The 13194-nt window shown below is 63.6% G+C and carries 10 protein-coding genes and 1 riboswitch; of the genes, 3 read left to right on the top strand and 7 right to left on the bottom strand.

The annotated features are described in order from the left end of the window. Positions 1-112: 112 nt before the first annotated feature. The 7 genes from ABB25_RS14355 to ABB25_RS14765 form a co-directional block, all read right to left on the bottom strand. Positions 113-964 (bottom strand): hypothetical protein, encoded by an 852-nt coding sequence (locus tag ABB25_RS14355; protein ID WP_211259310.1) that lies wholly within the window; start codon positions 962-964, stop codon positions 113-115. A gap of 51 nt (positions 965-1015) precedes the next feature. Next, on the bottom strand, positions 1016-1669 hold the full coding sequence (locus tag ABB25_RS09775) for a DUF998 domain-containing protein (RefSeq protein WP_057666306.1): 654 nt from the start codon (positions 1667-1669) through the stop codon (positions 1016-1018). Positions 1670-1933: 264 nt separating this feature from the next. Further along, entirely contained in the window at positions 1934-2980 is a 1047-nt protein-coding gene (gene bla / locus ABB25_RS09770) for a class A beta-lactamase (protein ID WP_057666304.1), read from the bottom strand. Between the two features lie 154 nt (positions 2981-3134). After that, positions 3135-4796: an MFS transporter gene (locus ABB25_RS09765; protein ID WP_057666303.1), complete on the bottom strand. Its 1662-nt coding sequence runs from the start codon at positions 4794-4796 to the stop codon at positions 3135-3137. A gap of 153 nt (positions 4797-4949) precedes the next feature. After that, complete coding sequence (locus ABB25_RS09760) at positions 4950-6332, bottom strand: DcaP family trimeric outer membrane transporter (RefSeq protein WP_057666301.1); 1383 nt, start codon at positions 6330-6332, stop codon at positions 4950-4952. Positions 6333-6495: 163 nt separating this feature from the next. Continuing rightward, entirely contained in the window at positions 6496-8214 is a 1719-nt protein-coding gene (locus tag ABB25_RS09755; RefSeq protein WP_057666299.1) for a cation acetate symporter, read from the bottom strand. Then, on the bottom strand, positions 8214-8531 hold the full coding sequence (locus tag ABB25_RS14765; protein WP_160319429.1) for a DUF485 domain-containing protein: 318 nt from the start codon (positions 8529-8531) through the stop codon (positions 8214-8216). The genes ABB25_RS09755 and ABB25_RS14765 overlap by 1 nt, the downstream gene beginning before the upstream one ends. A 412-nt stretch (positions 8532-8943) precedes the next feature. Between ABB25_RS14765 and acs the strand changes: the two genes are divergently transcribed. From acs to ABB25_RS09735, 3 genes are all read left to right on the top strand, one after another. Continuing rightward, complete coding sequence (gene acs, locus ABB25_RS09745; protein WP_057666296.1) at positions 8944-10887, top strand: acetate--CoA ligase; 1944 nt, start codon at positions 8944-8946, stop codon at positions 10885-10887. Positions 10888-11295: 408 nt separating this feature from the next. Then, complete coding sequence (locus ABB25_RS09740) at positions 11296-11961, top strand: response regulator transcription factor (protein ID WP_057666293.1); 666 nt, start codon at positions 11296-11298, stop codon at positions 11959-11961. A gap of 448 nt (positions 11962-12409) precedes the next feature. Then, a riboswitch (yybP-ykoY riboswitch) is annotated at positions 12410-12572 on the top strand. An 11-nt stretch (positions 12573-12583) separates the two neighbouring features. Next, entirely contained in the window at positions 12584-13177 is a 594-nt protein-coding gene (locus ABB25_RS09735; RefSeq protein ID WP_057666292.1) for a manganese efflux pump MntP, read from the top strand. The last annotated feature ends 17 nt before the right edge of the window (positions 13178-13194 follow it).

Genomic DNA, 13194 nt, shown 5'->3' with positions numbered 1-13194 from the left:
GGTGTAAGAAAAAGTTTCAGCAGGATGGAAAATGAAGAATCACATGCCGTGAAGCTGAAGCTTCACAACATCGTGCCGTCAGGATTTGACGGGGGAGTCCATACATGAATTGTTAGACCTCACCTGTATTGGCTAATTCTTGAAGTATGTGGAGGTACTGATTGGCAATTAAATCAAAGCCGAACTCTAGATCTAGCACGGGGAAATTTGGCGAAGTTCCGCCAAAGGCCGCGGTGACAATGTTGTTCAAGCTCTTTCCATGCGTATCAAAGCTTGCTATGCGATAGATTGGATACAAATAGTCCAGCTTATTGCCGTATACGTTACTCAGGCGGCCAAGCATAGTTCTCACATCAGGAGCGCGAGGAAGTTGCCGCCACGCAGCATCAGGCTGCGGCAGCGCGGCATTGATGGGTAGTTGCTCATTGTGAAGTTTCAAATATTCACCCTTAAATGAGTCAACAAATTCGTTGTACCGAGCTTGCCTTTGCGCCGGATCGTCAAATATGTAGGTAAGCCAGAAGAAGCTCTCTATCAAAGATCTTGCAAGAATATGCGTGATGTAACGCTGGTCGACACTACTGTTATCCAGCATTCCGTTGGCTTTAAGTGTGCCTGCGATAGATCTAAACCTTAAGGCTTCTTGACCAAGTAATCCTATTGGCCCGACCAATCCAGAGATTGCATTGAAGCGAGCGATTTCGCTGTCGAGAAGTTTGAAGTGGTCGATTTTTGTCGTGCGAGTCGGAGCTACACTCTTAGGTCCCCGAAGCCTCGCGAGCCACCCTTCTAGTTCCTCGATGAGGAATTTATCTTGACCAGCTATCAGGGCTATTAAAACTATAAGAAGTGGAACCGCTGAAGCGTAGTCATACCATTTTGGATCGGTGTTGGATGCAAGGCTGAGCAGTGTTGCGAAGGCAAAAGACACCCAGATAAGCGCGGCGATAGTGCGTCGAAGCATGATTTTTCCCCAAAATAGCAATGCACTGTCACGTGAGGTCTAACGCTTGAGTTAAGCCGAGCCGCGAAGCGGCTTCGGCTTGGACGAATTGTTATGCGGCGCCGAGGAGCTGCTGGCCCGCCACAGTGCCCAGCCGACTAGCCCAACCCACAGGAAAAAACACAAGAATGTGATGCGCTGACCGATGCTGGCCATGCCAGCGAAGCGAAGAAACCCAGTAAAGATCGACGCGATTACCAGAGCGAGCGACGGCGTTGCTGCCCAGCGCCACGAGTTGACCTTCCGGAATAGTGAGGGCAGCCAGAACCCGGCTACCAAGAACGCGATGTAGCAGCCAAAGCTGCCCACGGTGTGCAGGAGCGTCGTCGTGGATTTGAAGTCCGCCATGTTGGCGGGGAACGCGCCGGACAGTGCCATAAGGAGGCCGGCAGCTACTAAAGCCATCGCCGGGCCATTGGCCCGGAGCCCGCGGCCCATAAACTCGCGCCGCAGGCCGATGCCAAGGAGTGCTACTGCGAAGCCCGGCAAGATGTATCCGAGAACGTTCCAAGCCCAGAGGTTCGGAGCATCCAGACTGCCCAGCTCACTGATGGCTTGGTCGGTGTGCGCGTAGTCCGGCCGCATGGCCGACATTGCTAGATAGACCGTCAAGAACCATAAGGGCGTGGCGATAGCGACAAGGCCAATCTTCTTTTGAGACATCATCTGCGGTGCGGTCCCTGTGCCGCATAACTACTATTAGACCGCTGATCTGCGGCGTTGCAACCGAGTATGCCGACAAAACCCTGCCTGCAACAGGGGGCATTGTTTGCGTGCAATCAAGCACTTGCCGCCTCTTGCGAAGATTTGCCCGCGCATCCTTGAAACGATTACACCCCCCAAACCTTTTCGCTGTGGTTACACCCCTCAAACCTACGGTGTAACCATGACGGATGACGCCCGCGCCTGCTTGCGCCATCCCGTCATCACTCACTCCACAAAAAGGAAATAATCGTGCGCGGCCCGTGCCAGGTCGGCGATGGTGCGCTCGCGGGCAGCAGTATCGGCGCTGGATTGCATCAGCACTGCCACCACCACTTCGCCCTTGCCGTCGGGCAGGGTGATCACGCCGGCATCGTTGATGACATCGCCCACCGTGCCGGTCTTGTGCGCCACCGGGGTGCGCGGGGGCAGTACGCCGCGCAGGCGGCCGCTGCCGGTGCGGGTCTGGGCCATGATCTGCTTGAGCACGGCGGTACTGCCGTCGCTGAGCACCCGGCCCTGCCAGACCTGCTGCAGCAGGGTGGCGATGGCGGCAGTGCTGGCGGTATCGCGCGGGTCGGCATTCCAGGCATCGATATGCGCACGCCGCAGCGCCGGGGTACGCGGGGTATTGGCCACGGCGGCGTAACCGGTGCCGTCCAGCGGTTGCTGCTGGCTGGCCGGGTGGCCGTAGTAGTTGGCCAGCAGCTCCCAGATGTAGCGGTCGATGCGGATGCCGTCGATGCCCAGCTGCTGCATGCGCGTGTTCACCGCCGCGGTGCCGCCGCCCACGCGCAGCAGGATATCGGTGGCGTTGTTGTCGCTGACGGTGATCATCATGTGCAGCAGGTCGCGCACGCTGATGGCCGAGCCGGCGCTCAGGTGCAGGTCCATCGGCCCGCCCATTTCCGGGTAGATGTCGGCCTCGGTCAGGGTGACGGTCTGGCCCAGCGTCAGCTGGCCTTCGTCCACCAGCTTGAGGATGTGCACCGCGACGGGCAGCTTCATCACGCTGGCCAGCGGAAAGGCGCGCTGGCCGTTGACGTGGACGGCGCGCCCCGTCTGCAGGTGGATCATCGACACCCCGACCTCGCCTTCCAGGCCCTGCACCAGGCGCTGTGCCTCGCGCTGCAGGGCCGGAGCATCGGCGGCCAGCAGCGGGCCGGAGAACACACCGGTAACGAGCAGCGCGGTGGCCAGTGCCAGCTGACGTACACGCTTGCCAGGCACGGCCAGCGGTGCGGTTGATGCCTTGATGGCAGGGGCGAAAAACATCGGCGATCCTCCAGAACCGGTGCCGCCACCGTGGCAGCACGCCAGCCTGATCCAACCACGCCGGTGACGGGCAGGACACTGCCATCGGTCATCCAACGCAACAGCGCCGGCACATGGCCGGCGCTGCGAGCATTGCCTGGATCACCAAACAGGCTTACTTGGTGATGTCCACGTCCTTGGTTTCACGCAGGAACAGCGTGCCGATCACCACGGTCATCAACGCGATGCCGATCGGGTACCACAGGCCGTAGTAGATGTTGCCGGTACCGGCGACCAGGGCGAAGGAGATGGCCGGCAGGAAGCCACCGAACCAGCCGTTGCCGATGTGGTAAGGCAGCGACATCGAGGTGTAGCGGATGCGGGTCGGGAACAGCTCGACCAGGTAGGCGGCGATCGGGCCGTAGACCATGGTGACGTAGATCACCAGCACCCACAGCAGCAGGATCGTCATCGGGATGTTGATGCGTGCGGTATCGGCCTTTTCCGGGTAGCCGGCATCGACCAGCGCCGCCTTCAGTGCCGGTGCGAATGCATCGGCGCGGGCCTTGAGTTCGTCCTTGGACAGGCCGGCTGCCTCGTAGGAGGCCACGCTGTTGTCACCGACCTTGATCTGCGCCAGCGAGCCGGCCGGGGCGGCCTGCACCGAGTACGGCACACCGGCGCGGGTCAGCGCGGCGGTGGCGATGTCACAGGAGTTGGTGAACTTGCGCACGCCCACCGGGTCGAACTGGAACGAGCAGGTCTTCGGGTCGGCCACCACCAGCGCCGGCGAGTTGTTGCGGGCTTCCTCGATGGCCGGGTTGGCGAAATGGGTGATGCCCTTGAACAGCGGCATGTAGGTGATGGCCGCCAGCAGGCAGCCGGCCATGATGATCTTCTTGCGGCCGATCTTGTCCGAAAGCCAGCCGAAGAAGATGAAGAATGGCGTGCCCAGGGCCAGCGCACCGGCAATGAGCAGGTTGGCCACGGTGGCATCGACCTTGAGCATGCTGGTCAAAAAGAACAGCGAATAGAACTGGCCGCCGTACCAGACCACGGCCTGGCCTGCGGCTGCGCCGAGCAGCACCAGCAGCATCAGCTTGAGGTTGCCATCCTTGAGGCTGTCACGGAACGGGGTCTTGGAGCCCTTGCCCTCGGCCTTCATCTGCTGGAACAACGGCGATTCGCTCAGCTGCAGGCGGATCCACACCGACACGCCGAGCAGGATGATCGAAACCAGGAACGGGATGCGCCAGCCCCAGGCCTCGAACGCTTCGGTGCCCAGGGTCATGCGGCAGACCAGGATGATCAGCAGCGACAGGAACAGGCCCATGGTCGCGGTGCTCTGGATGAAGCTGGTATACAGCCCGCGCTTGCCCGGCGGTGCGTGCTCGGCCACATAGGTGGCCGCGCCACCGTACTCGCCACCCATGGCCAGGCCCTGCAGCAGGCGCAGGATGATCAGGATCACCGGGGCGGCAAAACCGATGGTGTTGTAATTGGGCAGCACGCCGACCAGGAAGGTCGAGATGCCCATGATCAGGATGGTGACCAGGAAGGTGTACTTGCGCCCGATGCGGTCGCCCAGCGAGCCGAAGAAGGCCGCGCCGAAGGGGCGGACGAAGAAGCCGGCGGCAAAGGCCAGCAGGGCGAAGATCATGCCGGTGGTTTCATTGACCCCGCTGAAGAACTGCTTGGCGATGATCGCGGCCAACGAGCCGTAAAGAAAGAAGTCGTACCACTCAAAAACGGTGCCCAGGCTGGAGGCAAAAATTACCTTCTTGTGGCCTTTGGTGAGTTCCCCTTTCGGGGCTGCGCTGGCGCTGGTGTTGGACATAGGAGCTTCCCCTCGAAGCAATCGTGTAGCGGAACGGAATTACGCGATGGAATGGTGCTGACCAGACATGGGGGGACTTGCAACAACAACTGCGGGTACGACGGCAAGGCCGGCCCGGCGCAACCGTGATGGCTGCGCCGGGTGCCTTCAGGCTCAGAAGCTGTACTTGGTGGTGAACTGCACGCGCGAGATGTCGCCCTTGCGGCCGTCCTCGATTTCGCGCACGCCGTACATCAGCTCGGCACCGACATCGACCTTGGGCATCGGGGTGTAGAACACGTTGCCGCGGATGGACTGCACGTTCCTGGTCACCAGGCCACCGGCAGCGGTGGCGTTGTCGTAGTCGCTGCGGGCGTAGATCAGGTTGGTGCGCAGGCGCTCGTTGATGTTGTGGCGCCAGCCGACAAAGCCGGCCAGCACGCCGGTGCTGTCCAGGCTGCCATCGGCCGCATCCAGGGTGGCATCGCCGGTGATGCCCAGGCCGACATAGCGGGCAATGCCCTCGCCGCCGGTGAGCTGGTAATGCAGCGCATTGCGCGGGCTCATCACCCAGCGACCGCCGACGGTGACACCGCCGGCAAAGCTGTCATCGTCATAGTCCACGCCACCGACGCTGCGGTCGACCTTGAGCTGGCGGACGATGCCGGCCACGCCGAAGTGGCCCCAGTCACCCTTCCAGTTGTAGCGCGCGGTCAGGTCCGGCAGCGTGCCGCGGTCGGAGGAGGTGCCGTTGACCAGGGTGGTTTCCGGGTTTTCCAGCGCCACGCTGAAACCGCCGTTGGTGTAGCGGATCTGCGCCTGGCGCACGAACAGCACGCCGTCGGTGGGGCCGACAAAATCGGCCGCTTCGGGCATCAGCCCGGCATCCATGAAGTTGGACCAGGTCTGGCCGGCCAGCCAGTTGTTCCAGTACATGTAGGCATGGCGCACGGTGGTGCCATAGGTGTTGGTGGCGTTCTGGTTGCCCAGCGCGTTGCCGAAGAAATCCACCTCGATCAGCGCGCCGGCCTTGTCGCCGTTGTCGGCGACGTGGTCCAGGCCAAAGCCCAGACGCGAGAACTTGGCGTGGAAGTTGGTATCCCAGTCCGAACGCTCGCCGCTCCCGCCGGCGCCGGCCACCGGGGTCTGCCCCGGCAGGTACAGCGCGCGGCCGGTGGCGTCATCGGCCAGCTGGCCATCGCCGGTGGAGGTGCTCAGGAAATCGGCCTTGATGAAGCCACCGACGCGGAAGGTGGTGCCCGGCGCAGCGCCCGGGGTGATGCTGGTGCGCTGGATCGGCTGCTTGCCGGCCGCCAGTGCGGCCGGCGCGGTGGCCTTGACCTGGTCCACATCCTGGCGCAGGGCCTGCACCTGGGCGGCCTGCTGCGGCTGGGCGGCGAGCAGCGCCTGCACCTGCTGCTCGAGCTGGGCAATGCGCGCTTCCAGGGCCTGCTCGCGCGGGGTTTCGGCCAGGGCCAGACCCGGTGCCAGCAACGCCAGCGACAGGGCCGCCGGCAACAGACGACGGACAACGGGGACGCTATCAGGATGACGCATCGGGACTCTCCGTAACAAATTATGAATATGACTAGAGAAAATCGACAGGTGCAGACTGCACGCTTGCCGCTACCACACACCATTAGCCATTGGTCGAAACCCCGCCGGCCCAAACGACAGGGGCCGGCAATGCCGGCCCCTGTCGGTGCTTCACAGTGTCAGATCAGTGGTCCGAGGCCTGTGAGGCCCCCATGCCGGTCTCGGCACGTACCTGCTGGGCCAGGAAGGCATCCCGCTCGCCACGGGCGCGGGCGCCACGGTCGGTGATGGAAAACAGCCAGATGGTCACGAAGGCCAGGGTCATCGAGAACAGCGCCGGGCTGGTGTACGGGAACGGCGCAGTACCCACCGCATTGCCGAAGGTGGCTTCCCACACCGACGGCGACAGCAGGGTCAGGCCGACCGAGGAGATCAAGCCCAGGAAGCCGCCGACCACCGCACCACGGGTGGTGCAGTCCTTCCACAGCAGCGACATGATCAGCACCGGGAAGTTGGCAGAGGCGGCCACCGCGAAGGCCAGCGAGACCATGAAGGCCACGTTCTGCTTCTGGAAGGCAATGCCCAGCAGTACCGCCAGCACGCCCAGCACCAGGGTGGTGATGCGCGAGACACGCAGCTCGGTACCGCCCGGCGGGTGGCCCTTGTGCAGCACGGTGGAGTACAGGTCATGCGACACCGCCGAGGCCCCGGACAGGGTCAGGCCGGCGACCACCGCCAGGATGGTGGCAAAGGCCACCGCCGAGATGAAGCCCATGAACACGTTGCCGCCAACCGAATGGCCGACCAGCACCGCGGCCATGTTCTGGCCACCCTGCAGGCCACCGGTGATCGGGTCCAGGTACTCGGGATTGGTCAGCACCAGGGTGATCGCACCGAAGCCGATGATGAAGATCAGCAGGTAGAAGTAGCCGATCCAGGTGGTGGCCCACAGCACCGACTTGCGCGCTTCCTTGGCATCGGGAACGGTGAAGAAGCGCATCAGGATGTGCGGCAGGCCGGCGGTACCGAACATCAGCGCCATGCCGAAGGAGATCGCACTGATCGGGTCCTTGAGGAAACCGCCCGGGCCCATGATGGCCTGGCCGATGGCCGCGGCCTGTTCGGCGCTGGCGCCGCCGTCGGCAGCGATCTGGGCCTTGACCTGGACCGCGCTGGAGAACAGCTTTTCAAAGCTGAAGTCGTACTGCCACATCACCGCCACCGCCATGAAGGTGACGCCGAACAGCAGCAGGGTGGCCTTGATGATCTGCACCCAGGTGGTGGCGGTCATGCCGCCGAACAGCACGTAGACCATCATCAGGATGCCGACCATCACCACCGCGACCCAGTACTCCAGGCCGAACAGCAGCTGGATCAGCGCACCGGCACCGACCATCTGCGCGATCAGGTAGAAGGCCACCACCACCAGCGAGCTGGTGGCCGCAAAGCCACGGATCGGGGTGGAGGCAAAGCGGTAACCGACCACGTCGGAGAAGGTGAAGCGGCCCAGGTTGCGCACGCGCTCGGCCAGCAGGAAGGTCAGGATCGGCCAGCCGACAATGAAGCCGATGGCATAGATCAGGCCATCGAAACCGGCCAGCATCACCATCGCGGTGATGCCCAGGAAGGACGCGGCGGACATGAAGTCACCGGCGATCGCCAGGCCGTTCTGGAAGCCGGAGATGCCGCCACCGCCGGTGTAGAAGTCGCTGGCCGAACGGGTCCGCCCGGCGGCCCACTTGGTGATGCCCAGGGTGGCCAGCACGAAGGTGGCGAACATGATGATCGCCGTCCAGTTGGTCGGCTGGCGCTCGGTCTGGCCGAAATCACCACCGGCTGCCAGGGCCAGGCCGCTGAAACCGAGCAGGCCCAGCGCGGCAAGAACACGGAATGAGTTGCGCATTACTTGCCTTCCCCCACGATCTGACGGGTCATCGCATCGAACCGGGTATTGGCCACGCGCACGTACCAGGCGGTGGTGGCCAGGCTCAGCAGCATCAGCACCAGGGCCACGGCAAAGCCGATGGTGGTGGCCTGCCCTTCGATCAGCGGGGTGGCCAGCAGTTCCTTGTTGAAGGCCACCAGCCCGATGAAGCCGAAGTAGCTGACCAGCATCACCAGAGTGAGCAGGCCGGCCAGCCGGTTGCGGCGGCGCCGCAGCTGCTGGTACAGCGGGTTTGCTGCAATTGCCTCCGGGTGGGAGGCAGCGGGGGTTGTCATGAAACACTCCGTCAGGATCAGCACCGCCGCAAAAAGCGCGTCGGTGGCACGAAAACAGCGTGCAAGGGTCCGCACCCGGCCAGTGACCGGGTGTTGTTCAGGCCGGCAAAGCCGGAATGAGGGGCGGCAAGCCGCTAGTGGCGGGGGTTGATCACGTCGGTGGGGGACCTCGGCGGGGGGCAACGGACTGCGGGAAACCACAGTGGCCCCGTCCACAAACGCATAGACAAACTGATGCGCCGCGGCAGGATACGCCCAAACGGCTAGACATAAATGGCTGAATATGGCTGATTCGACCATTGTCTAGTGTTATTGCTGCCGCCGGCCCGTGCCTGCTGCGGCACACTGGCTGCAAGAGGCAACTGCGTGGGGCAGCTGTCAATCAATGAGTCATAGCAAGGTGAGGGGTGCCATGGCAGACATCTATCCGGTCGATCCGCAATTCGCCGCCAAGGCGCGTTACGACAAGGCCACCTACCAACGGCTGTACGCCGAATCGATCAGCGACCCGGAAGGCTTCTGGGCGCGCCAGGCCGAGCGCCTGGACTGGTTCGTCAAGCCCACCCGGATCAAGGACACCAGCTACGCGCTGGAGGGCTTCCGGATCAAGTGGTTCGAGGACGGCGTGCTGAATGTCTCGGTCAACTGTCTGGACCGCCAGCTGGAAAAGCGCGGCGACAAGACCGCGCTGCTGTTCGAACCCGACAGCCCGGACACTCCCGCCGAGCACGTCACCTATCGCCAGCTGCACGAGAAGGTGTGCAAGCTGGCCAATGCACTGCGCAACCTGGGCGTGCGCAAGGGCGACCGGGTCACCATCTACCTGCCGATGATCGTCGAGGCCGCGGTGGCGATGCTGGCCTGCACCCGCATCGGCGCGGTGCACACCGTGGTGTTTGGTGGCTTTGCCCCCAACTCGATTGCCGACCGGGTTGCCGACAGCGGCGCCAAGCTGATCATCACCGCCGATGAAGGCCTGCGCGGTGGCAAGAAGGTGCCGCTGAAGGCCAATGTCGATGCCGCGCTGAAGCTGCCCGGCACCAACAGCGTGGAGACCGTGCTGGTGGTGCGCCATACCGGTGGTGCAGTGGCGATGCAGGCCCCGCGTGACCGCTGGTACCACGACGTGGTCGACAGCCAGCCGGCACAGTGCGAGCCGGAGCGGATGAATGCCGAGGACCCGCTGTTCATCCTCTACACCTCCGGTTCCACCGGCAAACCCAAGGGCGTGCTGCACACCACCGCCGGCTACCTGCTGTATGCCAGCCTGACCCACGAGGCGATCTTCGACCTGCGCGAGGACGATGTGTACTGGTGCACCGCCGATGTCGGCTGGGTCACCGGGCACAGCTACATCGTCTATGGCCCGCTGGCCAATGGCGCCACCTCGCTGATGTTCGAAGGCGTGCCCAACTACCCCAGCGTGTCGCGCTTCTGGGAAGTGATCGACAAGCACCAGGTGACGATCTTCTACACCGCGCCGACGGCGATCCGTGCACTGATGCGCGAGGGCGATGCCCCGGTCAAGCACACCTCGCGCGCCAGCCTGCGCCTGCTCGGCAGCGTCGGCGAGCCGATCAACCCGGAAGCCTGGCGCTGGTATCACGATGTGGTCGGCGACGGCCGCTGCCCGATCGTGGATACCTGGTGGCAGACCGAGACCGGCGGCATCCTGATCTCGCCGCTGCCCGGCGCGGTGGACCTCAAGCCCGGCGCGGCGACCAAGCCGTTCTTCGGCGTGCAGCCGGCGCTGGTGGACACCGAAGGCAACGTGATCGAGGGGGCCGGCGAAGGCAACCTGGTGATCACCGACTCCTGGCCGGGGCAGATGCGCAGCGTCTACGGCGATCACCAGCGTTTCATCGACACCTATTTCCGCACCTACCCGGGCAGCTATTTCACCGGCGACGGCTGCCGCCGCGATGAAGATGGCGACTACTGGATCACCGGCCGCGTCGATGACGTGATCAACGTCTCCGGCCACCGCATCGGCACCGCCGAGGTCGAAAGCGCGCTGGTCAGCCATCCGAAGGTGGCCGAAGCGGCGGTGGTCGGCTTCCCGCATGACATCAAGGGCCAGGGCATCTATGCCTATGTCACCCTGATTGCCGGCGAGGTTGCCAGCGATGAACTGCACAAGGAGCTGGTGGTGTGGGTGCGCCAGGAAATCGGCCCGATTGCTGCCCCGGACCACCTGCAGTGGGCCCCCGGCCTGCCCAAGACCCGCTCGGGCAAGATCATGCGCCGCATCCTGCGCAAGATCGCCGAAAATGCCCCGGATCAGCTCGGCGATACCTCCACCCTGGCCGACCCTTCGGTGGTGTCCTCGCTGGTCGACGAGCGCAAGGTACGTTGAGGCGAGGAAAGAGGTAAGAGGAGTGAGAAGAGAGAAAAGGCAAATGCAGCAGCGGCCGGCTTTTCCTCCCGCCCCTCACCAAAGCTGCGGCAAGACAGGAACGAGTTGAGAGGAAAGAGGAACGAGTAGATGCCACAGCCTCCTGCCCTCCCTCTCGTTTCTCTCTCCTCTGCCCTCGCTCCTCGCTCCTCACCGCGGCAAGCCAGGCAAGACAGGAACGAGTGGATAGGAAAGAGGAACGAGTAAAAGCAACGGCTGCCGATTCTTCCACTCGTTGCTCGTTTCTCTTCACTCGTTTCCCGCTATCCACTCACTCCTCTCCACTCGTTACTCGTTACTCGTTTCTCGCTCCTCGTTCCTCGTTCCTCGCTCCTCCCCCTCCCCTCTTTTCTGGTTCCACGCCCCGCCATGCCCACGCTCCTGATCGCCGATGACCATCCCCTGTTCCGTGAAGCCCTGCGCGGGGCCGTGCAGCGGATAATGCCGGGCGTGCAGCTGTTCGAGGCCGACAGCGTGCAGGCGCTGTATGCCCTGACCGATGCCCACAGCGATGCCGACCTGGTGCTGATGGACCTGAACATGCCCGGCGCCCAGGGCTTCAATGCGCTGGTGCACCTGCGCGCGCTGCACCCACAGCTGCCGGTGGTGGTGGTCTCCGCACGCGAGGAACCCAGCGTGATGCGGCGTGCGGTTGACCATGGCGCGGTCGGCTTCATTCCCAAGTCGGCCGATTCCAATACCATCGGCCAGGCCCTGGCCGCAGTACTGGATGGCGAGCACTGGCTGCCGGAAGCCGCGCTCAACGAACCGCCCACCGATGCGGTCGAACGCGAGATCGGCGTGCGCCTGCGCGAACTGACCCCGCAGCAGTTCCGGGTGCTGCAGATGCTCGGCTCGGGCCTGCTCAACAAGCAGATCGCCTGGGAGCTGAATGTCTCCGAGGCCACGATCAAGGCCCATGTCACTGCGATCCTGCGCAAGCTCGGCGCCACCAACCGCACCCAGGCGGTACTGATGGCCGGCAAGCTGGCCATCGACGGCGAGGGCATCGTGCTGCCGGCCGAGGAAGACTGAGGGGCGGGAAGCAGAAACGAGGGCAGAGGAGTGAGGAACGAGCAAAAGCGCCACCAGCCCCTCTCACTTCTCACTTCTCTGCCCTCGTTCCTCGCTCCTGCCAACGCGTTCCTGACCCCTACCCCAGCTCGCTCCTGCCCATCGATGGCGGGATCAAGCGAAAAGCGAGGGAAGAGGAGTGAGAAACGAGTAAAAGCGTCACCAGCCCCTCTCACTCCTCACTTCTCTGCCCTCGTTCCTCGCTCTTGACTACCGACGGCGAAGGCATCGTGCTGCCGGCCGAGGAATACTGAAGGGGCGGGAAACAGAAACGAGTGAAGAGAAACGAGCAACGAGTGGAAGAACCGGCCGCCACTGCTTTTACTCGTTTCTCTTTCCTCGCAACTCGTTCCTCGTTACTACCCACTCGTTCCTCGCTCCTGCCCGCCGCTCTGCTAGAATCCGCGCACCCCTTGGGGAGTAGCCGGCTTCCAGCTCCTGGAAGCAGCCCACATCAACATGCTTGGCCAGTGCGCCATGGTGTGGGCAACCAGTCCGGTAGGCGAGACCAGCGGCGTGCGTGCACAACATCGGTTGGGCGCGTGCGTGCGCCGTTTTCGCCCCGCCCGACCGCCGAGTAGCCATGTCCCCGTTTTCGATCCTGCTGATTGGCCTTGCCATGTCCACCGATGCCTTTGCCGCGGCGATCGGCAAGGGGGTGGCGATGGGCCGCCCACGGCTGTCCGATGCCCTGCGTACCGGGCTGATCTTTGGTGTCATCGAGGCCATCACGCCGATCCTGGGCTGGCTGCTGGGCAAGGCGGCGGCGGTGTACGTGCAGGCCTGGGACCACTGGATCGCGTTTGCGCTGCTGCTCGGCCTGGGCCTGCACATGATCGCCAACGGCCTGGGCAAGGAGGATGCGGAGCCGGACGCAGCGGCCGCCGGCAACGGCAATGCCCGCTCGTTCTGGCTGCTGGCCCTGACCGGCCTGGCCACCAGCATCGATGCGGCGGCCATCGGTGTCGGCCTGGCCTTCCTGGAGGTGCATATCGGCATCGTTGCGCTGGTGATCGGCCTGTGCACGTTCGTGATGGTCACCATCGGTGTGCTGCTGGGCAGCAAGCTGGGCGAGATGGCCGGCAAGCGCGCCGAAGTGCTCGGCGGCATCGTGCTGATCGTGATCGGTGCCGGCATCCTGTACGAACACCTCGGCCACGCCCCGCTCGCGGGCTGAGCCGGCAGCGACGACGG

It is taken from the genome of Stenotrophomonas koreensis (assembly GCF_001431525.1).
GTDB classification, from domain to species: Bacteria; Pseudomonadota; Gammaproteobacteria; order Xanthomonadales; family Xanthomonadaceae; genus Stenotrophomonas; species Stenotrophomonas koreensis.
The sequence above is the reverse complement of the archived record's forward strand: the minus strand, read 5'-3'. Positions and strand labels throughout refer to the sequence as shown.